This is a genomic window from Sphingomonas sp. P2_B6 (assembly GCF_056404755.1).
Genome location: NZ_JBFUDK010000006.1, coordinates 91,295 through 116,834 on the forward strand (window position 1 = coordinate 91,295; position 25,540 = coordinate 116,834).

26 protein-coding genes and 1 tRNA gene are annotated in these 25,540 nt (G+C 66.9%); 14 read left to right on the forward strand and 13 right to left on the reverse strand.

Annotated features, from left to right (window positions below):
* Position 1 precedes the first annotated feature (1 nt).
* The 5 genes from mnmE (at position 2) to AC1DX5_RS10640 (ending at position 5,554) form a co-directional block, all read left to right on the forward strand.
* Positions 2 to 1,282, forward strand: a complete 1,281-nt coding sequence (gene mnmE / locus AC1DX5_RS10620; RefSeq protein ID WP_478015319.1) for a tRNA uridine-5-carboxymethylaminomethyl(34) synthesis GTPase MnmE — start codon at positions 2 to 4, stop codon at positions 1,280 to 1,282.
* A 123-nt stretch (positions 1,283 to 1,405) separates the two neighbouring features.
* Positions 1,406 to 3,247 (forward strand): tRNA uridine-5-carboxymethylaminomethyl(34) synthesis enzyme MnmG, encoded by a 1,842-nt coding sequence (gene mnmG, locus AC1DX5_RS10625; protein WP_478015321.1) that lies wholly within the window; start codon positions 1,406 to 1,408, stop codon positions 3,245 to 3,247.
* Positions 3,244 to 3,858 carry a 16S rRNA (guanine(527)-N(7))-methyltransferase RsmG gene (rsmG, locus tag AC1DX5_RS10630; RefSeq protein WP_478015322.1) on the forward strand — a complete coding sequence of 205 codons (615 nt, stop codon included), beginning with the start codon at positions 3,244 to 3,246 and terminating at the stop codon, positions 3,856 to 3,858. The genes mnmG and rsmG overlap by 4 nt, the downstream gene beginning before the upstream one ends.
* Complete coding sequence (locus AC1DX5_RS10635) at positions 3,855 to 4,646, forward strand: ParA family protein (protein ID WP_465171207.1); 792 nt, start codon at positions 3,855 to 3,857, stop codon at positions 4,644 to 4,646. Before rsmG ends, AC1DX5_RS10635 begins: the two co-directional genes overlap by 4 nt.
* Positions 4,643 to 5,554 carry a ParB/RepB/Spo0J family partition protein gene (locus AC1DX5_RS10640; RefSeq protein WP_465171208.1) on the forward strand — a complete coding sequence of 304 codons (912 nt, stop codon included), beginning with the start codon at positions 4,643 to 4,645 and terminating at the stop codon, positions 5,552 to 5,554. The genes AC1DX5_RS10635 and AC1DX5_RS10640 overlap by 4 nt, the downstream gene beginning before the upstream one ends.
* A 31-nt stretch (positions 5,555 to 5,585) precedes the next feature.
* Here AC1DX5_RS10640 and holA read toward each other — a convergent pair whose 3' ends face one another.
* Genes holA through AC1DX5_RS10660 form a run of 4 tightly spaced genes read right to left on the reverse strand, consistent with a single transcriptional unit; the run spans position 5,586 to position 10,093 of the window.
* Positions 5,586 to 6,599 (reverse strand): DNA polymerase III subunit delta, encoded by a 1,014-nt coding sequence (gene holA, locus AC1DX5_RS10645; protein ID WP_478015324.1) that lies wholly within the window; start codon positions 6,597 to 6,599, stop codon positions 5,586 to 5,588.
* Positions 6,600 to 6,609: 10 nt separating this feature from the next.
* Entirely contained in the window at positions 6,610 to 7,119 is a 510-nt protein-coding gene (gene lptE, locus AC1DX5_RS10650; protein WP_465171210.1) for an LPS assembly lipoprotein LptE, read from the reverse strand.
* Positions 7,116 to 9,641, reverse strand: a complete 2,526-nt coding sequence (gene leuS, locus AC1DX5_RS10655; RefSeq protein WP_478015325.1) for a leucine--tRNA ligase — start codon at positions 9,639 to 9,641, stop codon at positions 7,116 to 7,118. The genes lptE and leuS overlap by 4 nt, the downstream gene beginning before the upstream one ends.
* Positions 9,642 to 9,655: 14 nt before the next feature.
* The gene (locus tag AC1DX5_RS10660) at positions 9,656 to 10,093 is read right to left on the reverse strand and encodes a DUF3576 domain-containing protein (protein ID WP_372856407.1); all 438 of its coding nucleotides are present in this window, start codon (positions 10,091 to 10,093) and stop codon (positions 9,656 to 9,658) included.
* 224 nt (positions 10,094 to 10,317) lie between these two features.
* Here AC1DX5_RS10660 and AC1DX5_RS10665 point away from each other — a divergent pair, with 224 nt between their 5' ends.
* The gene (locus AC1DX5_RS10665; RefSeq protein WP_465171212.1) at positions 10,318 to 11,028 is read left to right on the forward strand and encodes a porin; all 711 of its coding nucleotides are present in this window, start codon (positions 10,318 to 10,320) and stop codon (positions 11,026 to 11,028) included.
* Here the strand turns inward: AC1DX5_RS10665 and AC1DX5_RS10670 are convergent.
* Positions 11,001 to 11,567, reverse strand: a complete 567-nt coding sequence (locus AC1DX5_RS10670; RefSeq protein WP_478015327.1) for a thiamine phosphate synthase — start codon at positions 11,565 to 11,567, stop codon at positions 11,001 to 11,003. The genes AC1DX5_RS10665 and AC1DX5_RS10670 overlap by 28 nt on opposite strands.
* Before the next feature lie 22 nt (positions 11,568 to 11,589).
* Between AC1DX5_RS10670 and AC1DX5_RS10675 the strand changes: the two genes are divergently transcribed.
* Together AC1DX5_RS10675 and AC1DX5_RS10680 are read left to right on the forward strand one after the other, a co-directional pair.
* On the forward strand, positions 11,590 to 12,258 hold the full coding sequence (locus AC1DX5_RS10675) for a YggS family pyridoxal phosphate-dependent enzyme (RefSeq protein ID WP_465175262.1): 669 nt from the start codon (positions 11,590 to 11,592) through the stop codon (positions 12,256 to 12,258).
* Positions 12,255 to 12,917: an HAD family hydrolase gene (locus tag AC1DX5_RS10680; protein ID WP_478015329.1), complete on the forward strand. Its 663-nt coding sequence runs from the start codon at positions 12,255 to 12,257 to the stop codon at positions 12,915 to 12,917. The genes AC1DX5_RS10675 and AC1DX5_RS10680 overlap by 4 nt, the downstream gene beginning before the upstream one ends.
* Here AC1DX5_RS10680 and AC1DX5_RS10685 read toward each other — a convergent pair.
* The 5 genes from AC1DX5_RS10685 to AC1DX5_RS10705 all read right to left on the reverse strand — a co-directional run bounded on the left by AC1DX5_RS10685 (position 12,914) and on the right by AC1DX5_RS10705 (position 18,400).
* A complete protein-coding gene (locus AC1DX5_RS10685; RefSeq protein WP_478015331.1) occupies positions 12,914 to 13,348 on the reverse strand; it encodes a hypothetical protein in 435 nt (144 codons plus the stop codon). The two genes, AC1DX5_RS10680 and AC1DX5_RS10685, sit on opposite strands and share 4 nt — an antisense overlap.
* Before the next feature lies 1 nt (position 13,349).
* A complete protein-coding gene (ribA, locus tag AC1DX5_RS10690) occupies positions 13,350 to 14,411 on the reverse strand; it encodes a GTP cyclohydrolase II (RefSeq protein ID WP_478015333.1) in 1,062 nt (353 codons plus the stop codon).
* Entirely contained in the window at positions 14,408 to 15,196 is a 789-nt protein-coding gene (locus AC1DX5_RS10695) for an exodeoxyribonuclease III (RefSeq protein WP_478015334.1), read from the reverse strand. Before AC1DX5_RS10695 ends, ribA begins: the two co-directional genes overlap by 4 nt.
* A 228-nt stretch (positions 15,197 to 15,424) precedes the next feature.
* Positions 15,425 to 16,039, reverse strand: coding sequence for a LolA family protein (locus AC1DX5_RS10700; RefSeq protein WP_465175266.1), 615 nt, complete (start codon positions 16,037 to 16,039; stop codon positions 15,425 to 15,427).
* A gap of 66 nt (positions 16,040 to 16,105) precedes the next feature.
* Positions 16,106 to 18,400, reverse strand: a complete 2,295-nt coding sequence (locus AC1DX5_RS10705; protein ID WP_478015336.1) for a DNA translocase FtsK — start codon at positions 18,398 to 18,400, stop codon at positions 16,106 to 16,108.
* Positions 18,401 to 18,525: 125 nt separating this feature from the next.
* Here AC1DX5_RS10705 and AC1DX5_RS10710 point away from each other — a divergent pair, with 125 nt between their 5' ends.
* Positions 18,526 to 19,743: a UbiH/UbiF/VisC/COQ6 family ubiquinone biosynthesis hydroxylase gene (locus tag AC1DX5_RS10710; RefSeq protein WP_478015338.1), complete on the forward strand. Its 1,218-nt coding sequence runs from the start codon at positions 18,526 to 18,528 to the stop codon at positions 19,741 to 19,743.
* A gap of 26 nt (positions 19,744 to 19,769) precedes the next feature.
* Positions 19,770 to 20,294, forward strand: coding sequence for a hypothetical protein (locus AC1DX5_RS10715; protein ID WP_478015339.1), 525 nt, complete (start codon positions 19,770 to 19,772; stop codon positions 20,292 to 20,294).
* Positions 20,295 to 20,311: 17 nt separating this feature from the next.
* Here the strand turns inward: AC1DX5_RS10715 and AC1DX5_RS10720 are convergent, their stop codons facing one another.
* Both AC1DX5_RS10720 and AC1DX5_RS10725 read right to left on the reverse strand, forming a co-directional pair.
* Positions 20,312 to 20,950 (reverse strand): LON peptidase substrate-binding domain-containing protein, encoded by a 639-nt coding sequence (locus tag AC1DX5_RS10720; RefSeq protein WP_465175269.1) that lies wholly within the window; start codon positions 20,948 to 20,950, stop codon positions 20,312 to 20,314.
* Entirely contained in the window at positions 20,947 to 21,843 is an 897-nt protein-coding gene (locus tag AC1DX5_RS10725) for a tetratricopeptide repeat protein (protein WP_478015514.1), read from the reverse strand. The genes AC1DX5_RS10720 and AC1DX5_RS10725 overlap by 4 nt, the downstream gene beginning before the upstream one ends.
* A gap of 174 nt (positions 21,844 to 22,017) precedes the next feature.
* Here AC1DX5_RS10725 and AC1DX5_RS10730 point away from each other — a divergent pair.
* Positions 22,018 to 22,092 (forward strand) — tRNA-Gly (locus AC1DX5_RS10730).
* Positions 22,093 to 22,264: 172 nt separating this feature from the next.
* Positions 22,265 to 22,921 carry an NAD(P)H-dependent oxidoreductase gene (locus AC1DX5_RS10735; RefSeq protein WP_465171223.1) on the forward strand — a complete coding sequence of 219 codons (657 nt, stop codon included), beginning with the start codon at positions 22,265 to 22,267 and terminating at the stop codon, positions 22,919 to 22,921.
* An 11-nt stretch (positions 22,922 to 22,932) separates the two neighbouring features.
* On the opposite strand, the gene AC1DX5_RS10740 is transcribed toward AC1DX5_RS10735, so the two are convergent.
* Positions 22,933 to 23,697 (reverse strand): sterol desaturase family protein, encoded by a 765-nt coding sequence (locus AC1DX5_RS10740; protein WP_465171224.1) that lies wholly within the window; start codon positions 23,695 to 23,697, stop codon positions 22,933 to 22,935.
* A 187-nt stretch (positions 23,698 to 23,884) separates the two neighbouring features.
* Between AC1DX5_RS10740 and AC1DX5_RS10745 the strand changes: the two genes are divergently transcribed.
* Positions 23,885 to 24,931: a zinc-dependent alcohol dehydrogenase family protein gene (locus AC1DX5_RS10745; RefSeq protein WP_478015341.1), complete on the forward strand. Its 1,047-nt coding sequence runs from the start codon at positions 23,885 to 23,887 to the stop codon at positions 24,929 to 24,931.
* Positions 24,928 to 25,539 (forward strand): hypothetical protein, encoded by a 612-nt coding sequence (locus AC1DX5_RS10750; RefSeq protein ID WP_478015342.1) that lies wholly within the window; start codon positions 24,928 to 24,930, stop codon positions 25,537 to 25,539. The genes AC1DX5_RS10745 and AC1DX5_RS10750 overlap by 4 nt, the downstream gene beginning before the upstream one ends.
* Position 25,540: the final 1 nt, after the last annotated feature.

The window sequence follows — 25,540 nt, forward strand, 5'->3', positions numbered from 1 at the left end:
CATGGACACCATCTTTGCCGTCTCGAGCGGCGCGCCGCCCGCGGCGATCGCGATCGTCCGGGTGAGCGGCGACCATGCCCTTGTGGCGGCATCGACGCTTGCGGGCGCGCTCCCGCCGCCGCGCAGGGCAGGGCTGCGCGCGTTGCGCGGTGGTGCCGGGCAGGCGCTCGACCGGGCGCTGGTCCTGGTCTTTCCCGGCCCCGACAGCGCGACGGGCGAGGACCTGGTCGAATTGCATCTTCATGGCGGCCGGGCAGTTGTGCGCGCGGTGGAGGCGGCGCTGGCGGTGCAGCCGGGGCTGCGCCAAGCTGAGCCCGGCGAATTCACTCGGCGCGCGCTCGCCAATGGCCGGATCGACCTGACCGAGGCTGAGGGCCTGGGCGATCTGCTCGCCGCGGAGACAGAGGGACAACGCCGGGCGGCGCTGACGATGGCCGAAGGCGGGTTGCGGCGGAGGGCGGAGGGCTGGGCCGACCGGCTGGTGGCGCTGGCCGCCCAGGTCGAAGCGCAGCTCGATTTTGCCGAAGAGGACGAGGTCGATCAGGCGCCACCGGCGAGTTTCGCGGATGAGGCACAGGCACTCGCCGACGAGATCCGGATGCTGCTGGCAACGCCGCCGGTCGAGCGGCTCAGAGACGGGGTACGCGTGGTGATCGCCGGCCCGCCGAACAGTGGCAAGTCGACTCTGCTCAATATTCTGGCCGAACGCGACGCGGCGATCGTCTCACCGATCTCGGGCACGACGCGCGACCGGATCGAGGCGCCCGTCATCCGTGACGGAATCGCTTATGTCCTCACCGATACGGCGGGCCTGCTGGACGAGACGGCTGATCCCATCGAGCGGATTGGCATTGCCCGCGCGGAAGAGGCAATGCAAACGGCCGACCTGGTCCTGTGGCTCGGAGACGGCCCGGCGCCGGTACGAGAAGCCATCCGGATCCACGCGCGTATCGATATCCCCGGGCGCGCCATGGCGCCGGGGGGATCTGACCTCGCTTTGTCGGCTGCGACGGGGGAGGGCATCAGCGATCTCTGGCAAGTGCTCGGCGATCGCGCAGCGGCGTTGTTGCCGCGCGAGGACGCGCTGGCGGTCAATCGCCGCCAGCGTGGCCTGCTTGCCCAATGCGCGGCCAGCCTGGACGCGGCGAGCGGGCAGGGCGACCTGATCGTCTTTGCGGAAGAGGTGCGGCTGGCCATGAAGGCGCTGGACCAGCTCGTCGGCCGCAGCGACACGGAAGCCATGCTCGATGCGCTCTTCTCGCGCTTCTGCCTCGGCAAATAATGTTTCACGTGGAACATGACCGATGTTCCACGTGAAACAACGCCTGGCGTGCTGGTCGAGGCAAACCCGCTGAATCGCCGACAGGCTTTGACAGGCGCCCCGGCCGGACCTAGCGGAACGCTCATGGAATTCGATGTGATCGTGGTGGGCGGCGGCCATGCCGGTACCGAGGCCGCAGCCGCGGCCGCACGCCGTGGCGCGCGTACGGCGTTGATCAGTTTCGATCCGACGAAGATCGGTGCGATGTCATGCAATCCGGCGATCGGTGGGCTGGGCAAGGGACATCTGGTCCGCGAGGTCGACGCCTTTGACGGCCTGATCGCTCGTGCGGCCGACGCCGCCGGCATCCATTATCGCATGCTCAATCGCAGCAAGGGCGCCGCGGTGCAGGGCCCGCGTGTTCAGGCCGACCGGCGCCTGTACGCGGCCGCCATCCAGCGCATGCTCGGCGCGCAGCAGGGCCTCACGATCCTTGGCGGCGAAGTGGCGGCGCTATCGCTCGATTCCTCCGGCGCGGTGGCGGGGATCAGCCTGGCCGATGGCACCCTTCTCGCAGCGCGGGCGGTGGTACTCGCCACCGGAACGTTTCTGGGCGGTCGCATCTTTTGCGGCGAGGAACGGCTGACCGGCGGGCGGGTCGGCGAAGCGGCGGCGTCGCTGCTGGCGACGCAGCTTCGTGCGGCGCGTCTCCCCATGGCGCGGTTGAAGACCGGCACGCCGCCCCGGCTCGATGGTCGCACGATCGACTGGAGCCGGCTTGCCGAGCAACGCAGCGATGACGACCCCTGGACCATGTCGCCGCTCTCGTCCGGCCGCACCTTGCCGCAACTGTTCTGCGCGATCACCCGCACCACCGAGGAGACGCATGCGATCATCCGCGCCTCGCTCGATCGTTCGCCGCTGTTCGGCGGGGCGATTGCGGGTCCGGGTCCGCGCTATTGCCCGTCGATCGAGGACAAGATCCACCGCTTCGGCGATCGCGATGGACACCAGATCTTTCTGGAGCCCGAAGGACTGGACGACGCCACCATCTATCCCAACGGCATCTCCACCTCGTTGCCGGCGGATGTGCAGGCCGCGATGATCGCCTCGATCCCAGGGCTTGAGGCCACAAGAATCATCACGCCCGGCTACGCGGTCGAATATGATCATATCGATCCGCGCGCGCTCGATCCGACCCTGGAAGTGCGCGCCATGCGAGGTCTGTTCTGCTGCGGGCAGATCAACGGCACCACCGGTTATGAGGAAGCAGCGGGGCAGGGCCTGATCGCGGGCCTCAATGCTGCCGCTGCGGTGCTCGGCGCCGACCCCGTCGTGCTCGACCGCGCGTCCAGCTATCTCGGCGTGATGATCGACGACCTGGTGCTGCAGGGCATTACCGAGCCCTATCGCATGCTGACGGCGCGCGCCGAATATCGGCTGAGACTGCGCGCCGACAATGCCGAAACCCGGCTCGGCCCGCTTGCCGATGCGGTCGGATGCCTTGGTCCGGCCCGGTCCGCGCGGCTGGCCGGGCGTTCGGCCCAGCGTCGCGAGATCGAGGCGGTGCTTGAAACGCCGCTCTCCGCCGCGACGGTGCTGGCCAATGGCGCTGTCGGCCCGCTCGACACGCAGAAGCGCTCGGGCGCTGATTGGCTGCGCTTTGCCGGCGTGACGATCGATCATGTCGCGCCGGGCCTGTGCGGGGCGTTTGATCCCGCGCTGGTCGCCGAGATCGCCGAGGATGCGCGTTACGCGCCCTATCTGCGGCGCCAGGACGAGGAAGTAGCGCAGCTCCGCGCCAATGACTCGATCCCGCTCCAGGACGATCTGCACTATGCCGGCATCCCCGGCCTTTCGACCGAGATGGTCGAGAAACTCACGCGGGTGCGCCCCGCCACTCTCGGCGCGGCGAGCCGTATTCGCGGCATCACGCCAGCGGCGCTGACCGCCATTCTCCTCCACGCCCGGCGCCGCGCGGCATGACGGAGGACGAGGCGAGGGAATGGATTCGTGATCGTTTCGGCGTGGCGGGCGAGCGGCGGATGGCGGACTTCGCGGAGCTGGTCGTCGGGGAATCCACGCGGCAGAATTTGATCGCGCCGTCCACGCTTGATTCGATCTGGTCGCGCCACATCGTCGATTCGGCGCAGTTGATCGGCTTCGCCGCGCCGCAGGAGGGGGACTGGCTCGACATCGGTACCGGCGCGGGCTTTCCCGGGCTGGTCGTGGCTGCGTTGACCGAGCGCCGCGTCTTGCTGGTCGAACCGCGCAAGCGCAGGGTCGAATTTCTCGAGGCGGCGGCCCGGTCGCTGGGTATCGCGGATCGCGTGTCAGTCATCGCCGGCAAGGTCGAGACGGTCAGCGAACCGGTCGCCGTGATCTCCGCGCGTGCCGTCGCACAACTCAGCGGCCTGTTCGCATCAGCGCTTCAATGCAGCCGTCGAAAGACGCTATGGATTCTCCCAAAGGGACGAACCGCGCGCGAAGAGGTGGCGGTGGCCCAGCAGACATGGCATGGTGTGTTTCACGTGGAACATAGCATCACCGATCCCGAATCTCTCATCGTCCTCGCCAAAGGGGTGTCACGCCGATGAACGTCATTGCCCTCGCGAATCAAAAGGGCGGGGTGGGAAAAACCACCACCGCGATCAACCTCGGAACGGCGCTCGCCGCGACCGGTTCCCGCGTGTTGATCATTGATCTCGACCCGCAGGGAAATGCCTCGACCGGCCTCGGCATCAACCGCGCCGAGCGTGACAAATCCAGCTACGATATCCTGCTCGGCGAGATGCCGGTCGCCGAGGCCGCGGTACCGACCTGCGTGCCCAATCTCGAGATCGTTCCGGCGACGGTGGATCTTTCCGGCGCCGAGATTGAGTTGATCGATTATGAGGAGCGCACCCACCGCCTCAACCGGGCGCTGGCCCGCTCGGACCAGCGTTGGGACGTGGTGCTGATCGATTGCCCGCCGTCGCTGGGTCTGTTGACGCTGAACGCGATGGTCGCCGCCAATTCGCTGCTGGTGCCGTTGCAGTGCGAATTTTTCGCGCTCGAAGGTTTGAGCCAATTGCTTAGTACGGTCGAGCGCGTCCGCGAGCGCTTCAATCCGGGCTTGTCCATCCTCGGCGTGGCGCTGACCATGTATGATCGCCGCAATCGCCTGACGGACCAGGTCTCGGCCGATGTGCGCGCGGTGCTTGGCCGAGTCGTGTTCGACACCGTAATCCCGCGCAACGTACGGCTTTCCGAGGCACCGAGTCACGGGTTGCCCGCCCTGATCTACGATTATCGTTGCGCCGGGTCGGAAGCCTATATCGCGCTCGCCCGCGAGTTGATCGCCCGTCTGCCCGACCGACCACAGGAACCAGCCAGAGCCGCATGACCGACCAAGCCGCTGATCAGACGCCGCCGCCTGCGCGGCCCAAGCCCCGGGCCGGCCTAGGCCGCGGCCTCAATGCCCTGATGGGGGACATCGCACGCGAGGAACCGGTTCGCGGCGGCGAGTCCCTGTCGAGCGGCGTACGCACTTTGCCGGTCGGGTCGCTGACGCCTCATCCCGGCCAGCCCCGCCGCCATTTCGCTGAAGCGGCGCTGGAGGAGCTGGCGGAATCGATCGCCGCGCGCGGGATGATCCAGCCGATCGTCGTGCGGCCGCATGGCAAGGGTTATCAGATCGTCGCCGGCGAGCGCCGCTGGCGTGCGGCGCAGCGCGCGCGGCTTCATGAAGTGCCCGTCATCGTCCGCGAATTCGACGACGCCGAGACGCTCGAGATCGCGCTGGTCGAGAATATCCAGCGCCAGGATCTCAACGCGATCGAGGAAGCCGAGGCCTATCATCGCCTGATCGATGATTATGGTCACACCCAGGATGCGCTGGGCAAGCTGGTCCACAAGTCACGCAGCCATATCGCCAATCTGCTGCGTCTGCTCGATCTGCCCAAACCCGTGCAGGACAAGGTGATCGATGGCAGCCTCAGCATGGGCCATGCCCGCGCGCTGATCGGCGCGCCGGATATCGAGCAGCTTGCCTATCAGGTCATCGCCAAGGGATTGTCGGTGCGCGACACCGAGCGTCTGGCGCGCGCGGCGAAGCCGGCAGAGGCGCGGATTCGCAGCGGCGATCAGGCGCGCGACGCCGATCTGGCGGCGCTGGAGCATCATCTCGCCGACCTGCTGGGCCTCGCGGTGCGTATTGCCCATGGCCCGAAGGGCGGCGCGCTGACTCTGTCCTATTCGACGCTGGATCAGCTCGACATGGTTTGCCAGCGCCTCACCGGCGAACGAATTTAAATCGTAACTAGTTGATAATATAGTATTTTGGTCAGCGCTGTCGCGCCGCCATCCGGGCTACCGCCACGATCGCCGACTGGGCCAGCACCGTCCCGGCATTTGCCGAGCTCATGATGGCCCGCTCCGCCAGCCGGGCGCGCTGAATTGCTTCGCTGATCTTCGGCGCGGACCAGGTGCGCAGCGCGCGCCCGGTCGAGGCACGTTCGCGGAAGAAGACGCGCTCGATCACCGTGCCGGGACTTGCCCCGGCGTCGATCTCGGCCTGCAGTTCGGCGAGGGTCATCAGGCGGCGGACGAGCTGGCGCAGCACCGGGATCGGCGACACGCCCGCTTCCTCCAGCCTGGCGAGTTCGCTGCCCAAAGCATCCGGGCGGCCGTCGATCGCCGCGTCGATGGCGCGGCTCATTTCCGAATCGCCTAGGTCGGCGCCGACATCGTCCAGCGCTGCGTCGTCCAGTTCGCGCGGACGTTCCGGCGAGGCGTCGAGATAGAGCGCCAGCTTTTCCAGTTCGCGCGTCATCACTGCCCGGTCCCCGCCGGTGGCATTGGCCAGCCGCGCCGCGGTGTCGCCGGTCGTGCGCAGGCCCTGTTCGCGCGCGATCGCAGTGGCGAGCTTCTCTGCGTCGCCGCCTTCGGGCAGGTAGCAGGCGAAACTCATCGCGCGCGCCGCGCCCAGCGCCAGCTTCACTGCCTTTGACGTCGCCTTGAGCGAGGGGGCGATGGCGACGACGGGGTTGCCCGCCCGTTCCGCATCGAGCAGCAGGGTGAAGGCCTCGAAACAATCGTCACCGGCGCCGCTGATCCTGATGTGGCGCGCGCTGCCGAACAACGACATGGACGCCGCCTCATCGGCCAGGCGGCCGGGATTCGACTTCAAGGCCGACGGCTCGAGGTCCACGCGTTCGGCATCGGGGCCCATCGTCCGCGCCAGCCGCGCCGCGATCTCCTGCGCGCCCGATTCATCGGGGCCGTGGAGCAGATAGAGGCGGATATCGGGGCTCGCCGCATCGATCGCGGCGCGAATCTGGTTGGCGTTGGCTTTCACGCCGAGGAGCTCATTGCGCCGGCGCTGCGGTCCGCTGCGCGTAAAGCGCGACACGCGCGACGATCTGGTCGGCAACGATGTCGGACAGCCGCTCGAGCGCGGTATTCTCCGCCGCGATCGTCGCATATTCGGAATTGACCACGTCGATGCCGGCATCCGATCCGGCGGTCGCATCCAGCAATACCGTACCCTTGGACAGGTCGACCAGCTGATAGCGGGCGCGCAGGGTCCGCCGCTCGCGCGAAACGCTGTCGTCACGCCGCACGCCGAGCCCGATGATCTGGTCGTCCAGCTTGATCTCGAGCCGGTACAGCGGCGAGCCGCTGGCCTGGAGCCGGTCTTTCAGCGCATTGGTCATCAGCCAGCCCGCCTTGCCCTCGATCGGGCCGACCTCGACCCTGGTCAGGGTCGTTGCCACCGCGCCCGATCCGCCGCCCGCATAGAGCGGGTGCAGCCCGCAGCCCGACAGCGTGCCCAACGACGCCAACGCCAGGGCGGCGAGAAGCGCGAAACGCTTCATGCGACGATGTTCACGAGACGGTCGGGCACGACGATCACCTTTTTGGGGGAAGCGCCGTCCAGGATACGCTGCACATTGGCATTGGCCAAGGCGATCGTCTCCATCGCCTCGCGCGGGGTGCCCTTGGCGACCTTCACGGTATCGCGCAGCTTGCCGTTGACCTGGATCGCGATGGTCGCTTCGTCCTCGACCAGCAGGGCAGGGTCGACCTCGGGCCAGGGCGCATCGGCGATCAAACCTTCGCCCCCATTGGCCGCCCAGGCTTCCTCGGCGAGATGCGGTGCCATTGGCGACACCAGCCGCATCAAGATGCGGATGGCCTCGACGCGCGAGGCGGAAGCGCCGGCGCGCTCGATCGCGTTGACCAGCTCGTACAGCTTGGCAACGGCCTTGTTGAACGACAAAGCCTCGATATCGGCGGCGACGCCGGCAATGGTCTGATGCGTCTTGCGGTCGAGCGCGGTATCGCGGGCATCGCTCGCTTCGGCCTCGGCCAGTCCGTCGAACAGCCGCCACAGGCGCTGGATGAAGCGCCAGCAGCCTTCGATGCCGGCCTCGCTCCACGGCAGGTCGCGCTCGGGCGGGCTGTCGGAAAGCATGAACCAGCGCACCGCATCGGCGCCGTACTGGTCGACGATGCCGGTCGGATCGACGGTGTTCTTCTTCGACTTCGACATCTTCTCGACGCGGCCGATCGCCACCGGTTCGCCGTCCGCCTTCAGTATGGCCTTGCCGCCGCCGAGCGAGACGTCGTCGGGCCCGTACCAGACACGCTCGCCGCCTTCGCCGCGCGAATAGGTCTCGTGCGTGACCATGCCCTGCGTGAACAGCCCGGCAAAGGGCTCGGCCACGTCGAGCATGCCGATATGGCGCAGCGCCCGAGTCCAGAAACGCGCATAGAGCAGGTGGAGGATCGCATGCTCCACCCCGCCGATATATTGCGCGACCGGCAGCCATTTCTCCGCCACCGCGCGGTCGAATGGCGCGTTACCCGGCTGGCTAGCGAAACGAATGAAATACCAGGAGGAATCGACGAACGTGTCGAGCGTGTCGGTTTCGCGCCGCGCGCTACCGCCGCAGCTCGGGCAATCGACATTTTTCCAGGTCGGATGGCGATCGAGCGGATTGCCGGGAATGTCGAAGCTGACATCCTCGGGCAGCACGACCGGCAATTGCTCGCGCGGCACCGGCACGGCGCCACAGGCGTCGCAATGGATGATCGGGATCGGCGTGCCCCAGTAACGCTGGCGAGAGACGCCCCAGTCGCGCAGGCGGAACACGGTGGAGCCGGTGCCCCAGCCATCTTCCTCTGCGCGGCGGATCACGGTGCGCTTGGCGTCCTCGACATCCATGCCGTCGAGGAAATGCGAGTTCACCAGCGTGCCGGGCCCGGTATAGGCCTCGTCACCCTTGAACTCGGGGTCGGTGACCTCGCCCTCGGAGACGACGCGGCGCACCGGCAGATCGTATTTCCGCGCGAAATCGAGATCGCGTTGATCATGCGCTGGCACGCCGAATACGGCGCCAGTGCCATATTCCATTAGCACGAAATTGGCGATGTAGACCGGAAGTTTCCATTCCGAATCAAACGGATGCGTCGCGCGCAGCCCGGTGTCGAACCCCAGTTTCTCCTGAGTCTCGATCTCGGCCGCGGTCGTGCCGCCGCGCTTGCACAGCTCGATGAACGCCGCCGCCGCCGGATCGCGCTCGGCCAGTGCCCGCGCGATCGGATGGTCCGCCGCAACCGCGACGAAGCTCGATCCGAAGATCGTGTCGGGCCGGGTGGTGAACACCTCGACCTGCTCGCCGTCGGAAAGCGCGAAGCGGAAGGTCAGGCCCTGGCTCTTGCCGATCCAGTTCTCCTGCATCAGCTTCACCTTGTCGGGCCAATGCTCCAGCCCCTCCAGGCCTTCCAGCAGCTCGTCGGCGAAATCGGTGATCTTCAGGAACCACTGGCTCAGCTTGCGCCGCTCGACCAGCGCGCCCGATCGCCAGCCACGGCCGTCGATCACCTGCTCGTTGGCGAGCACGGTCATGTCGACCGGATCCCAGTTGACCGAGGATTCCTTGCGATAGACCAGGCCAGACGCGAACAGGTCGAGGAACAGCGCCTGTTCGTGGCCGTAATAGTCCGGCTCGCAGGTCGCCAGCTCGCGCGTCCAGTCGAGCGCGAAGCCCAGGCGTTTCAGCTGCGCCTTCATCGTCGCGATATTGGCGCGGGTCCAGCCGCCGGGGTGCACGCCCTTTTCCATGGCCGCATTCTCGGCCGGCATGCCGAACGCGTCCCAGCCCATCGGATGGAGCACTTCGTGCCCGGTCATCCGGCGGTACCGGGCAAGCACGTCGCCCATCGTGTAATTGCGGACATGGCCGATATGGATCCGCCCCGAAGGATACGGAAACATCTCGAGCACATAGGTACGCGGCTTGGCCGAATCGTCGCGCGCGGCGAAGGTGTTGCGGTCGTCCCACACCTTCTGCCAAGCCGCGTCCGCCTTCAGCGCGTTGAAGCGTGACGCCATGAGGAGAACGCCTTTTAGTTGGCGATGGCGGCACGGCGCAGATCGCGCGCCCGCGTCAGGATGATATCCTCGAGCTTCTGCACGGTCGCGGCCGCGACGGGCGATGCGACCCATTGCCCGCCCTGGTTGACTTCACGCAGCGCTGCCACGCGCAGGCCGTCGGCGCGCAGATCCTGGTCGAGGATCGTCACGGTCACCTTCATGCGCTCGGTCGGGGCGGCCGGGTTCACATACCAGTCGGTCACGATCACGCCGCCGTTCGAATCGGTCTGCAGCAGCGGCATGAAGCTCAGCGTGTCGAGGCTCGCGCGCCAGAGATAGGAGTTCACGCCGATCGTGGTCACCTTGGCGGCGGCCAGATCGGGGGCGGCGCGATCCTTGCCGCGATGGCCACAGGCCATGAGCGGAAGGGCAAGCGAAACCACAATCGCGGTACGCAAAAGGCGGTTCATCGGCGGTTTCCTGGACGGTTTCATGAGAATCTCGGGCATCTATAGATGGTCTCGCGCCTGCCGCAAGCATGGCGCGCGCGGGCGGCCTGTGTGCCGCGAGCAACACTTCGGGGGAAAATGCGTCAAGACAGTGGCAGGGCTGGATCGAATCGTGATAGGCGCCATTTAGAGTGAGGTGCCGAATCCGGGCACTGAAGGGGTCGCACGTGTTTTCAAGGCGTTGGATGTCCGGAATCGGGGTGGGGGCGCTCGTCGCCGCCGGCTTCGCCATGGCACCGGCGATCGGCGCTCCGGGCGATTCCCGCCTGCCGCTCAAGCGCATCGCGCCGCTGAACGTGGGCGACATCAATTCCTTCACGCCGGCCGCGGCCGATCCGAAGCTCGCGGCGGTCTTCGCGCGGAGCGGGCTCGACACCAGCAGTTTCCGTTTCACGCCGACCGATTCGCGCCGCAACGGCAACCGCGCCGTCACGGTCGCGGTCCGTGCGCGGTCGACTCGCACCGCGATGGCCGCCGAGCGCTCTGGCTCGATCATCGATACGCCGTCCTCGGTCAGCATCGCGCCGATCGCCTATAATCTGGGCGTCGCCGTCGGCTGGCGCCGGTTCGCGCTGTCGGGTGACGTCGCCAAGGTCGATCTTGCCGGCATGCCGGGCAGCCGCGAGGCAGTCGATGTCGGCGTCAGCTATTCCGGCAATCGCTTCACCGGCCGCGTGAAGGCGGGGGCCGATCGGCCGCTGCCGAACGGGCCGAAGCTGGTCGAGGAAGCGCCTGCCTATTCGCTCGATGTCGGCGGCTCCTATCGCCTGACCCGCAACCTCGATGTGACGGCCGGCGTGCGCTACAAGGCGGAGCGCGATTATCGCCTCCAGCCCGCGCCGGACGATCGCCGCGACAGCCAGGCAGTCTATATCGGGACGGCGTTCCGCTTCTGATCGGGTAGCCAGGCGTCGATTGCCGCCCAGCCGTGAAATCCCAGCCTCCGCAATGTCCTGAATCGCCGCGCGTCCATGCCGCCCAGCGCGATCGAGGGAATGCCGAGTCCGCGCATGATGGCGGCGGCGCGTGCCGGGCCCAGCGCGCCTGCACCGGGATGCGAGCGGGTCGGATAGACCGGCGACACGAACAGCATATCCGCACCGGCGCGCTTGCCGGCGATCGCCTCGGCCCGGTTATGCGCCGCCCAGCTACGGACGCCGCCGGGCAGGCGCCTGCCACGGCCATGGACGCCGGCCTCGTTCGCGAACGACGTGGATCCCGCCCGGATCAGGGTCAGCCGCTTGCGCCGGGCCAGACGCGCCACCCGCGCGAACAGGGCGCGACGTTCCGCCAGGCCTGTCGCATGGTGGCGAAACACGATCCCCGCGCCGCGCGGCAGGGCATGAATCGCCGCCCATAGATCGTCGCCCACCCGCTCGTCGGTCATCAGCCAGAGCGTCGGAATCGGCGGGCGCTTGGGGTGGCGGTGCGGCACGCCCCTGCCTATAGCGCTGCCGATGCAGCCCGACGACCCCGAGACCCGCCTCAATATCGTGCGCGAGGCGATCGCCCGCGCCGCCCGGCTTGCCGACCGCAAGGCCGATGCGGTGACCCTTATCGCCATATCGAAGACCAGGAACGCCGATGAGATCGAGCCGCTGCTCGCGGCGGGCCAGCGCGTGTTTGGCGAGAATCGCGTTCAGGAGGCTCAGGCGAAATGGCCAATGCTGCGCGAGGCCTGGCCCGATGTGCGCCTGCACCTGGTCGGCCAGCTTCAGTCGAACAAGGCCGAGGAAGCGGTCGCGCTGTTCGATGCGATTCACTCGGTCGACCGGCCTTCGCTGATCGCCGCGCTCGCCCGCGCGATGGAGCGGCAAGGCCGGCGGCCCGATTGCTTCCTTCAGGTCAATATCGGCGATGAGGAGCAGAAGGGCGGCTGCGCGATCGACGCCCTGCCGGCCCTGCTCGCCGAAGCGCGAGATGCGGGGCTGCCGATCGTCGGCCTGATGGCGGTGCCCCCGGCCGACGTGGAGCCGGCACCCTATTTCGCGTTGCTCGCCAAGCTGGCGCGAGACAATGGTCTCGACCAACTCAGCATGGGCATGTCGGGCGATTACGAGACGGCGGTAACGCTTGGCGCGACTCATGTCCGTATCGGCACTGCCCTGTTCGGCGCGCGCGCATGAAGGTTGACGCACTGATCTTCGATTTCGACGGGGTGCTGCTCGAAAGCGAATATGCCGGCAACAAGCAGATCGCCGACTATCTCACCGGCGCCGGCCATCCGACCACGGCCGAGGAATCCATGGCCAATTTCATGGGACTGGCCGGCGGCGATTTCCTCGCGGCGATCGAGCGCTGGATCGGCCGGGCCGTGCCCGACGATTTCCACGTGGCACGCAAGGCCGAGGACGACCGGGCAATGCGCGAAGGCCTCGATGCGGTCGCGGGCGCGGTCGCCTTCGTGCGCAGCCTGCCCGCTGACTTTCCCCGCGCCATCGCCTCTTCGAGCACGACGCGCTGGATCGAGCGCCATCTCGAGCATCTCGGCATCCGCGACGCGTTCAGCGACAGGATCTTCTCGGGGCGCGAGCATGTCGATCGCGGCAAGCCCGCGCCCGATCTCTATCTTCATGCCGCGGCGGCGCTGGGCGTCGATATCGGGCGGTGCGCGATCCTGGAGGATTCGCCGGTCGGCGCGACCGGCGCGGTCGCCTCCGGCGCCTGGGTCATCGGCTTTTGCGGTGGCACGCATTGCGGTCCCGATCACGCCGCCAGGCTCAGCGCGCTCGGCGTTCGCGACATCGCGACGGATTTCGACGAGGTCGCCCGGTTGCTCGCCTAGCGTTCGCGCGCGAGCGTGTAGGTCCGCAGCGCCATCGCATCATGATAGGCATTGTGCGGTACGGCGCTCATCGCGGCTGAATCGAAGCCGATCGAATCGAGCATTTCGAACCTGATCCGGTCGAGCGCCATGCGCCGCCCCGGCGCGATGACCATCAGCATCGCCGCATGGGCGATATCCTCCGGCCAGTCGGCGACCAGCAGGGGATCGGGGTCGTCACCCAGATAGGTCTCGAACCGGCGCGCCATCGTCGCGCGATCCACCGGCACGGTAGCCAGCACCGGCAGGACGTGGTCGATGACCCATGGCGTCGGCCGGTCGCATCGCACCGCTTCATAAAAGGGCGGCACGTCGTCGACCTCGGGCACCAGCGCGAGCGAGATCAGCTCGCCACCGAACCCGTTGAATTCGACGTCGAGGAAATAGCGCACCTTAGAACTGGTGCCCGGTGCGGTCGCGCTTGGTCGCCAGATAACGTTCGTTGAAGGGGTTGGCCGGCAGGATATGCGGCACGCGTTCGACCACCTTGATTCCCGCGCCCTCGAGCTGCGCGACCTTTTCCGGATTGTTGGTCAGCAACCGCACCGATCGCTGGCCGAGCAGTTCGAGCATCCGCGCCGCCACCGCGAAATTGCGCGAATCGACCGCGAAGCCGAGCCGCGTGTTCGCATCGACCGTGTCGAACCCCTGATCCTGCAGCGCATAGGCGCGCAGCTTGTTGATCAGCCCGATCCCGCGCCCTTCCTGGCGCAGATAGAGCAAGATGCCCCAGCCGCTGTCCGAGATCGCGCGGATCGCCGCATCGAGCTGCGGCCCGCAATCGCATTTCAGGCTGCCGAGCACGTCTCCGGTCAGGCATTCGCTGTGCAGGCGCACCAGCGGCGGCTGTCCGTTCGGTGCGCCGATCAGCAGCGCGACATGCTCGCCCGGCATCTCGGGCGTGCGGAAGGCGACGATCTCGGTATCCTCGGCCCCCGACACCGGCAGACGCGCGCGCGTCGCGATGATCAGCCGCGCCGCATCCTCATGCGCATCGATATCCGCCGGCGTCAGCGTCACCTGGGCCGTCGCGCTGGGGTTGGCGAAAAAGGCCGGCAATACGCCACCGATCCGCGCCAGCCGCAGCGCGGCGGCAGCGGCGTCGGGCGCTTCGACCGCAATCGCGCGGAACGGGCCCTTCAGCGGGGTCCGAAGGTCGAATTGCGGATCGGCCAGCGCAGTTGCCGCGGCGAAGTCCAGCCAGGGCGCACGCTCGACCAGTACCGGGCAATCGGGCGCCGCCGCCTCGCGCTGGTTGGCGAGCTTCAGGGTCGCCGCGCGACCCGAGGTGAGCAGCACCGATGCCCGCCCATCCGGATCGAACGCGGCCAGCCGCGTCGGGTCGGTCGTCTCGATCGGCAGCAAGGCGAGCGTCCCGTCGACCCCCGCGATCGCGATCGGCCATCCGCGCCGCAAGGCGTCGATTGCTTCTGCCGTCCTTCGTGCGTCGGTCACACTGCAAACTCGGTCATGATGGGGATATGGTCGGAGGGTTTCAGCCAGCTTCGGCAATCCTCGAACACCGTATGGCCCACCGCCGTCTTCGCGACATCGGTAGTGGCCCACATATGGTCGAGCCGCCGCCCGCGGTCCGAGGCGAGCCAGTCCTTCGCGCGGTAGCTCCACCAGGTGAACAGTCGGTCCGGCGCCGGCACGAAATGCCGCCCGAGATCGACCCAGTCGTTCGATGCCTTCAGCCCGTCCAGCGCCGCGACCTCGATCGGGGTGTGGCTGACCACGTCGAGCAGCTGCTTGTGGCTCCACACGTCGGATTCGAGCGGGGCGATGTTGAAATCGCCGACCAGGATCGTCGGTACGTTCAAGCCTTCCGACCAGCGCGTCATGCGCTCGACGAAATCGAGCTTCTGGCCGAATTTCGGGTTCACGTCGCGGTCCGGCACGTCGCCGCCCGCAGGCACATAGACATTTTCCAGCCGCACGCCGTTGTTCATTCGTACCCCGACATGCCGCGCCTCGCGATTGGCCTGCCAGTCGAACCGGTCGTCCTCGACCAGCGGCACGCGGCTGATGATCGCCACGCCGTGGTGCATGCGCTGCCCGTGCAGGATGATGTGGTTATAGCCCAGCGCTCGGAACGGCGCGGTCGGGAAATCCCCGTCGATCACCTTGGTTTCCTGAAGGCACAAAATGTCGGGGGACACTTCGCGCAGAAAACGTTCGACAATCTCGATACGGAAGCGAACCGAGTTGATGTTCCAGGAAACGATCTTGAGCGCCATCAAGGCGATGTAGCGGCGGGAGTCGGTGCCGACAAGGAAAGCGACGGAAGGGGAAAGAACCGGAAATGGAAAGGCCCTCGCTCCGGGGGCATGGAGCGAGGGCCGACCTAGCGTTCGTCACGCAGGCGGGAAGCAGGTCGTCCGAGCAACAGGGGGAAAATCCCGGGCCGCCCCACATCCGCAATGTCTTTTTAGGACTGCTAACCTGTCGCCACTATGAACGAAGGGTCAGTTTCGGCCCAAACTTCGCCGCGGGTCGTTCCAATTGAACGTCCTGTCGCTCACGGGCGCGTTGAAATGCTGGTTCGACAGACGGATCGTCGTGCGGTTGTTTTGCGAATCGAGCGCGACCCAGCCCTGCAGCATCAGCCCGCCCGGCGCGCTCGCGTCGCGGATGAAGACGAGCGTGATGCGACCATATTCGGGATGTTTGGGGTCGTTCGCCTCGACCGAGATGATGCGTGGGTCGAAACCCGGCACGACCTTGGCGAAGCGCGTCATGTCCTTGCTCGGATCCAGCAAGATGCTGAGCGGCGAATTGCCGATCGGCCAGCGTTGCACCTGCTTTACCGAATAATCGATGAAGGTCAGCGCCCGGCCGTCGCCGACGATCAGGATCGGCACGCCCTTTTCATATTGGAAACGGACCTTGCCGGGCTTCTTCAGCGTCAGGGTGCCGGTCAGCACCTTGCCGGCGCGGTCGGTCTGGCTGAACGCGGCGGTCAGGCTCTGCACCGACTGGAGATGGCTCTGGACGAGCGCGAGATCGCCGGTGGCCGGGGCCGCTGCGACCAGTGCCGGGACGGCGAGCGCCGCCAGCACCGACAGATTGCGAAGGATCACGATATTCTCCCGAGACAGGTCCCGGCGCTAGGCACGCCGGGTTGAACCCCTTCTGAACCACGAGTCCTACAGCGGGTTCCCGTCCCGGTCGCGCAGCACGTCGCGCCGGCCGACATGGTCGGGGCGGCTGACGATGCCGTCCTTTTCCATCCGCTCGATCAGCCGTGCGGCGCTGTTATAGCCGATCCGGAGCTGGCGCTGCAGCCACGAGGTCGATGCCTTCTGGCTTTCCACGACGAGCTGGATGGCGGCGCGATATTGCTGGTCCTCGGCCGAATCCTCGCCATCGGGCGCGCCGTCCAGCGCGAAGCCATCCTCGGGCTCCTCGGTGACTGACTGGATATAGTCGGGCCGGCCCTGCGCGCGCCAGTGATCCGCCACCGCGCGCACTTCGTCGTCGCTGACGAACGGCCCGTGCACGCGCACGATGCCCTTGCCGCCCGGCATGTAGAGCATGTCGCCCTTGCCCAGCAGCTGCTCGGCGCCCTGTTCGCCCAGGATGGTGCGCGAATCGATCTTGGAGGTGACGTGGAAGCTGATGCGGGTCGGCAGGTTCGCCTTGATCACGCCCGTGATGACGTCGACCGAGGGGCGCTGAGTCGCCATGATCAGGTGGATGCCCGCCGCGCGCGCCTTTTGCGCGAGCCGCTGGATCAGGAATTCGACTTCCTTGCCCGCGGTCATCATCAGGTCGGCGAGTTCGTCGACGATCACCACGATCTGCGGCAGCGGCTGGAAATCGAGCGTTTCTTCCTCATAGATCGGCTGGCCGGTCTCCGCGTCATAGCCGGTCTGAACACGCCGCCCGAGCGGCTGGCCCTTGGTCCGTGCCGCGCGCACTTTCTCGTTGAAGCTGGCGAGGCTGCGCACCCCGACCGAGGACATCATGCGATAACGTTCCTCCATCTGCTCGACCGCCCATTTCAGGGCACGGACCGCCTTGGCGGGATCGGTGACGACCGGGGAGAGAAGATGCGGAATGTCCTCGTACATGCTCAGTTCGAGCATCTTGGGATCGATCATGATCATCCGGCACTGGTCCGGGCGCAGCCGGTAGAGCAGCGACAGGATCATGCAGTTCAGGCCGACCGACTTGCCTGACCCGGTCGTGCCGGCGACGAGCAGATGCGGCATCGGCGCGAGGTCGGCGATGACGGGGTCGCCCGCGATGTTCTTGCCGAGCACCAGCGGCAGCGAGGCGGACTGGTCGTCGAACGACTGCGACCCGATCAGTTCGTGCAGCCCGACCGTCTCACGCCGGACATTGGGCAGCTCGATGCCGATCACCGTCCGCCCCGGGATGGTCGCGACGCGCGCCGAGATCGCCGACATGTTGCGCGCGATATCGTCGGCAAGCTGGATCACCCGGCTCGCCTTGATGCCCGATGCGGGCTCCAGCTCGTACATCGTGACCACCGGGCCGGGCCGGATGTTGATGATCGATCCCTTGACGTGGAAATCGTCGAGCACCGATTCGAGCAGCCGGGCATTGCGTTCCAGCGCGGCCTTGTCGACCGGCCCGCCCGGTGCGGGCGGCGCCGGCTTCAGCAGGTCGAGCGGGGGAAGCTGGGAGTTGTCGCCGAGGTCGAACGACGCCTGCTTGGCCTTGGGCTTTGCCACGGACGGCGCGAGATTGCGTTCGGCGATGACGGGCCCGGGTCGCGAATCGGGGGTTGCGACGGCCCGCGGCGTGGGTCTGCGCGCCGGCTCGGGCGCCAGGATTTCCTGTTCGGGTGTGCGGCGCTCCGCCTTGACCGGTTTCGGCCTGGGCATGCGGCGCGGACGATCGGCGATATCGATGATGAAGCTGAGTGCCCACACCGCGGCGCCGGCCAGCGCGAAGATCACCGCCACGGCACGCGACGTCCACAGGATCACATTCGGGTCGCCGATAAAGCCCATGCCCCAGCGCAGCAGATCGGCAATCCCGAGGCCGATCGCGCCGCTATATCCGGCGGGGAAGCCGTGCACCGCGGCGCTGGAAATGAGGGCAATGGTGGTATCGGCCAACAGGATGCCGCCCAGCGACGCCGCCAGCATCAGTCTCCAGCGGCCGACCGGCACATCGGCCCATAGCCGCATCGCGAGGATCATGATGATCGGCAACGCCGCAAACGCCGACACGCCGAACACAGTGTACAGAATATCCGCGGTCCAGGCGCCCGGCGTGCCCAGCCAGTTCTCGGCTGGCCCGCCCGAGGCGGTGTTCAGCGACGGATCGCCCGAATGATAGGTGATCAGCGCGACGAACAGGAGCAAAGCGACGATGGCGATGGCCATCGCGCCGATCAGCGCGCCGCTTCGCGCGGCACCTGCCTTCACCGTCTCGCGCCACAAGGGCGGCTGCGCCCGGCTAGCCATGATCTGGTCCTCGATTGTTCGCTGTCTGTACGCGCGGAATCATCGCTCCTGGCGAGTCCGACGTCAAGGTTAAGCCATTGGGCGGGCGCATTGGCACCGTGCCCGACGCACGCTAGAGCGAGGGCATGGATAGAGCGGACGTCATCATTCTGGGCGGTGGCCTGGTCGGCAGCGCACTCGCCGTGGCGCTCGACGCGCACGGCCTCACTGCCATCGTCATCGACATTGCCGATCCGCAGGTGATCCTCGCCGCCGGCTTCGACGGCCGCGCCTCGGCGATCGCCAGCGCACCCTATCGCATGCTGGAGACGATCGGCGTGGTGGGTCGGCTGGATGGCCATGGCTGCCCGATCCAGGGCATCCGGGTCAGCGACGGGCTCGAACCCGGCGCGCTCGATTTCGAGCCCGATGCGGAAAGCGGTGCGCTCGGTCACATGTTCGAGAACCGGCGGCTGCGCGGCGCATTGCTCGAATCGGCCGAAGCGGCACCCGGCGTCGATGTGCGGATGAAGACGCGCGCCATCGCGGTCGATCGCGGCGCGCACGGCGTTACCGTCACGCTCGATTCGGGAGCGGTCGTCACCGCCCCGTTGCTGATCGCCGCCGAGGGCCGGAATTCGCCGACGCGCGAATCGGCCGGGCTGAAGGTCGCGCGCTGGACCTATGATCATGCCGCGCTGGTTACCTCGCTTCACCACGAGCATAGCCACGACAATATCGCCTATGAAATCTTCTACCCGAAGGGCCCGTTCGCGATCCTGCCGCTGACCGACGACGCCCAGGGCCATCGCTCGGCGATCGTCTGGTCGGTGCGCCGCGACGAAGCGGCGGGCATGCTCAAACTCTCCGATCGCGGTTTCCTCGCCGAGGCGGAGAAGCGGATGGGCGGCTTCCTCGGCAAGCTCGGCCCGCTCGGCGCGCGCTCGAGCTATCCGCTCGGCTTCCATCACGCCGCGACGATCACCGCCGACCGGCTCGCTCTGGTCGGCGATGCCGCGCACGGCATCCACCCGATCGCCGGTCAGGGCGTCAATGTCGGCTTCCGCGACGTGGCGACGCTGGTCGAGGTGCTGGTCGACGGCAAACGCCTCGGCCTCGATCTCGGCGATCCGCAGCTTCTCGGCCGCTACGAACGCTGGCGCAGCCTCGACACCTTCATGGTCGCCGCCGCCACCGACGGCCTGACTCGCCTGTTCGGCATCCCCGGCCGCACGGCCTCCGCCGTGCGCCGGTTCGGTCTGTCGGCGGTGCAGAAGCTGCCACCGCTCAAGGACCGCTTCATGGCCGAGGCGCGGGGCGAATCGGGCGACGTGCCGAAGCTGCTCCAGGGGCTGACGGTTTAGATATTTTCGCAAGAAGGAAGTCGCGGATGAGCGTCATCGTCGCCCTGGCAATTCTGGCGGCCGCACAGGAAGGAATTCCGACAGCTGCCGATCCTCTCGCGCCGGCAGCGTCCGGCATGCTGCAATGCTATGAGCCGGACGTCACGAAGCACAGCTGCCGGTCGCTTGCGGGTTACCGCAAGCGGCCCGACGGCAACTATGACAATAGCGCCACCGTCCTGGTCTCGCCGGCTCCACTGGTCATCGTGGACACGGTCACGACGGTGGAGATCGATGCGGGCGCTGTCTGCGGGACGATCCGGAAACAGGATATCGACGCGGCCGGCATCTCGCTCGAGGGCCAGAAGCTCAGCGAGAGTGAGGCGGTGGGGATTCGCCAGCTGATAGCGGGTGGTCTGGCGAGCATCATCGATCGCCGCATCTGCACCACCTATGTGCCCGCCGGCTCGGACTATGTGGCGAAGGCCACCATCGAGGGCGCGACGACGCCGCCGTTGGAACAGAAGATGATCTGGGTGGCACCGACGGACGGATACAAGGTCGGGATGTAACACTGAGGCGCAGAGCGCTATTGCAGCGTCACCGAATCCTCGCCGTCGTGGCGGCCGAAGAACTGCATCAGCTGGATGATCAGCTCGGCGCGGTCCTCGATTCCCGGCGCTTCGAGCAGCGCCTGTTTCGCCGCCACGTCGAACGGCGCGATCTGGGCGATGCCGTTGACCAATGCCTCGTCGTCGAGCCGGGTCACCGCCTCCCAGTCCACCGCATAGCCCTGCGCATCGGCGAAGCGGCGCGATTCGATCTCGAGCGAGGATCGCCGCGACAGCGACAAGATCTCGGCTTCGCTCGGCACCGGCAGCAACAGCGCCTCGACCTGGCGGAACGCGGTCGTCACGTCGAGCTCGCGGATGATGCGGAACAGCGCGACACCTTCCAGCACGAGATTGTAGCGTCCGTCCTCGCTCGCCTCGAACTCGGCGATCTTCCCGACACAGCCGATCTCGAACAGCGCCGGCGCCTCGCCGGGCGCCAGCGGGCCGGGGCGCGGCTGGATCATGCCGATCCGCCGGTCGCGCGCCATCGAATCGGATATCATCGCGCGGTATCGCGGCTCGAAGATGTGCAGCGGCAGGTGCATGCCGGGAAACAGCAGCGCACCGGGGAGCGGGAAGATCGAAAGCCGAGTCGAGACCGGCGCGTCGGTCATCCGAACAGGATCGCCGACAGCCGTCGCCGCTGCGCCGAAACCCAGGGATCCTCCAGGCCGACCACGTCGAACAGCTTCAGCAGTTGCTGGCGCGCAGCGCCCTCGTTCCAGTCCTTGTCCGCGGCGATGATGCCGAGCAGCGAATCGGCCGCGGCATCGCGGTCGCCCGCCGCCATCTGGCCGCCGGCCAGCTCGAATCTCTTGTCGAAATCATCGGGGTTGGCCGCGACTTCGGCCGCCAGACCCGCGAGGTCGTCGACCGGCTTGACGTCCTTCGCCAGCGCCAGCGCCGATTTCGCGCGCTCGATCTCGGGCAGCTTGGCGAGCTCCTCGGGAAGCGCCGCGATCGCCGCCTCGGCCTCGTCGATCCGATTCGCCGCGACCAGCGCGCGCACCCGGCCCGACAATATAGCGGGGTGCTCCGGCACCATCTCGCCGATCTGTTCGAACACCGACAGCGCCCGATCTGTGTCGCCGTCAGCCAGCAATTGCTCGCCCATCGCGATCAGCGGCTCGATCTCGGCCTCGGCGCTGGCCACTTCGCTCTCCACCGGCAGCTGACGGAGGATCTGGTCGAGCATCGTCTTCAGCTGCGATTCGGTGCGTGCGCTGGTCAGGTCGGCGACCAGCTGCCCCTGGAACATCGCATAGACGGTCGGGATCGACTTGATCTGGAATTGGGTGGAGATGAACTGGTTCTTGTCGGTATCGACCTTGGCCAGCACCACGCCCTTGTCGGCATACTCGGCTGCGACCTTTTCCAGCACCGGGGTCAGCGCCTTGCACGGCCCGCACCATTCGGCCCAGAAATCGATGATGACGAGCTTCGTCATCGACGGCTCGACGACGTCGCGCCGGAACCCTTCGACTGCCTCGCGCTCCGCGGCGGTCATTCCCAAACTGGCCAAGTGTCGCTCCCGTGCTTCTATGTCGCGCCTTATGTGGGTGCGCGGGCGCTCAAGCCAACCCTTTTCGTCGGTTGTGCATCAAGGGGTTGCCGGACCCAAAAGCCGATGCTAGAGGCCGCCCCCTTACCCGCCCGGTCCACCGACCGGTCAGGCGCCAGAGCGGGYGTAGCTCAGGGGTAGAGCACAACCTTGCCAAGGTTGGGGTCGAGGGTTCGAATCCCTTCGCCCGCTCCAGTTTTCCCAATGGGAATCAGCGAATTTCCTGGATTGGCCGCGCAAGCGGCCTTTTCCATATGTCGGGCGCGCGGGTTTCGCGATTCGTCCCATCTACCGCGCCGGGCTCCGTACATCTCCGGAGGGCGGTTGGGCGTCAGCCTCGCTAGAAGGCCGGGAAAGGAGATCCAGCATGACCGATGAGTCCCAGTCCTCCGCGATTCGCCATGTCGTGATTCTCTGCCACCCGGAACAGGAAAGCTTCAACGCGTCGGTCGCTCATGCCTATAGCACCGAGGTCAACCGGCACGGCCATGAGGTGCTGGTCCGTGACCTGTACGCCATGGGGTTTCATCCGGTGTTGAAGTCGGCGGAGCGCCCCGGAGCCGGCTTCCGGCAGTTCGCTGATGTCGAGGACGAACTGGCCCTCCTCAGCACCGCGGCCGTGTTCGTGCTGGTCTATCCACTCTGGTTCGGCACCCCGCCTGCGATGATGAAGGGATATATCGAGCGCGTGCTCGGAACCGGGGTGCTCCCCGGCGACGTACAGGGCCGCTCCGCCAAGGGCGTGCTTGCGGGCAAACGCATGCTGAGCTTCACCTCGTCGGGCCTGAAGGACATCTGGCTCGACGAGCAAGGGCAGCTGCAATCGCTGATCACCTGTTTCGATCATTATCTCCAGAACGCGTTCGCCATGGGTCCGTCACGGCATTTTCACTATGGGTCGATCGTTGCCGGCATGGATCCGCGTTGGGTCCGGCAACATCTCGAAGACGTGCGAACCCAGGCCCGCGCAATCGTGCAGGATCTCGAGCAGGAGCGTGCCGCGACCTCGGCTTTGCCGTCCTGAAGGATGCGCGCTCAGCCCCGTCGGCGGGGATGCCCTGTCGCTACGCCGCCGGACAGGCGGGCGACCCACGGATAGCGCGCGGCGACCTCCTCGGTATAGCCGAGGTTGAACACCGTCGGGCTTTTCGCCGGCCGCTCGCTGCGGCTGTAGAGCGTGCCGAACAGGCGATCCCACAGGAAGTTGGTGATGCCGAAATTGCCATGCTCGTCGTGGAAATGATGTTCCATATGGCGTTGCTTCATCACTGCCAGCCACCGGACGCGCGGCTTGTAGGCGAGGTGCTGGATGCAGTGGAAGAATTCGTAGAAGCAGGTGGCGAGCAGGCCGGTCGCGAACCCTGCCGCGGCGCCGCCGACCCCGCCGATCAGCCAGCCGGGCAGGGCCGAGACGATCAGCAATGTCGGCAGTGTCGTGTAGAGCGCGCCGAACAACACCTCGAGATGGTTGGGATCCTGGTGATGGTCGTAATGGATGCGCTTCCACAGCCCGGCGAGCGCCGGCACCTTGAACATCCAGTGGCAGTGCAGCACCCAGCGGTGCAGCGCGTACCACACCAGGGGATATGCCAGCACCACCAGCAGGATCGCCGCGAGCGTCGGCAGCGCCGCCGCCGGGCGCCACAGCCAGATGCCGATCGAGGCCATGGTCAGCACGAGATAGCTGAGGATCGTGTAATGCCCGAAATAGGCGGCCACCAGCTCGCCAAGGGTCATCCGGTCGAGATGGTGCGATTGCGTCCAGAAGGCGCGACGTGGGGCGGGATGGCGAAGATGCATGGGAATGGCTGGTCCGGTTGAGCTCGCTGGCGAGCGGATCGCGTCAGCGGTTATCATCGTGCCGACCGCGCCGGGTTGACGGCGATCAAACGCGCGTGCCGGCGGCAGCTTCGTATTTCTACCAATAGGCCCGGGCCGGCGGACGTCGCATCGATCGCGCATCGCCAACAGTCGCAGGACTCGCATCATGCAAGCGCTCGTTTATCAGGGCCCCGGCCGCAAGGCATTGGAGGAACGGCCCAGGCCCGTCATCATCGACGCCGGCGACGCGATCGTCCGCGTCACGAAGACCACGATCTGCGGCACCGACCTCCACATCCTGAAGGGGGACGTGCCGAGTTGCGCGCCAGGCCGTATCCTCGGCCATGAGGGTGTCGGGGTGATCGAGGCGATCGGCGCGGGGGTGACCGCGTTCAAGCCCGGCGACCATGTGCTGATCTCCTGCATCACCTCTTGCGGACGCTGCGACTATTGCCGGCGTGGCATGTATTCGCACTGCGTCACCGGCGGCTGGATCCTCGGCAACATGATCGACGGCACCCAGGCCGAGTTCGTGCGAATCCCCCATGCCGACACCAGCCTCTATCCGATCCCCGCCGGCGCGGACGAGGAAGCATTGGTGATGCTCAGCGACATCCTGCCGACCGGTTTCGAATGTGGCGTGCTCAACGGCAAGGTGTCCCCCGGCTCGAGCGTCGCGATCGTCGGGGCCGGGCCGATCGGCCTCGCCACGCTGCTGACCGCGCAATTCTACTCGCCGGCCGAAATCATCATGATCGATCTCGACGACAACCGGCTTGAGGTAGCGCATCGTTTCGGGGCGACCCATGCGATCAACAGCGCCGATGGCGGCGCGGTCGAGGCGGTCAAGGCGATTACCGGCGGCCGCGGCGTCGATGCGGCAATCGAGGCGGTGGGCATCCCGGCAACCTTCGAACTGTGCGAGCAGATCGTCGCGCCGGGCGGCGTGATCGCCAATATCGGCGTGCATGGTGCCAAGGTCGACCTGCATCTTGAGACGCTCTGGTCGCAGAACATCTCGATCACCACGCGGCTGGTGGATACCGCAACGACCGCGATGCTGCTCAAGACCGTTACGTCGAAGAAGCTCGACCCGACCAGGCTGATCACGCATCGCTTCAGTCTGGACGATGTGCTCCAGGCCTATGACGTGTTCGGCCGCGCCGCCGAAACCAGCGCGCTCAAGGTGATCATCGACGCGAGTGCGCCATGAGCGCGGTCGCACCGGCCGAACGCCGCTTCGGCTATTGGGCGGCGATCGGTGCCTGCGCGGCAAGCATCGCCTATGGCGTGCCGCAGGTCCTGCAGGTGGCCGGATGGCTGCCGACCCCGCTCGACCGCTATCTCATCTTCGCGCCGTCGCTCGCGCTGGCGCCGCTGTTCGTGCTCGCCATGGCGGCGTCGAGCGCCCAGGCGGCGCCGGAGCATCGCGCCAGGCGGCTCGGGGCGCTGGCGCTGGCGGTGGTCTATGCGACTCAGGTCAGCAGCGCCTATGCCATCCAGCTCGGTTCGGTCCTGCCGCGCGAAGCGGCCGGGCAGATCGGACCGCTCAGCGACTTTACCTGCTGCACCTTCCGCGCCCCGATCACGACGGTCGACCTGCTCGGCTACACTCATATGTGCCTGTCGTTGCTGCTGCTCGCGACGACCTATGGGCGCGGATGGCTGCGCTGGATGCTGCTCGCCAATGGCGCGCTGGCGCCGGCGCTGTTCTTCCAGCTCGTCTGGCCGGAACTGATCCTTGTCGGGGCGATCTGGCTGGTCGTCTTTCCGCTGGCGATGGCGCTGCTTGCCCGCGACCTCGATCGCGGGGACAGCTGAC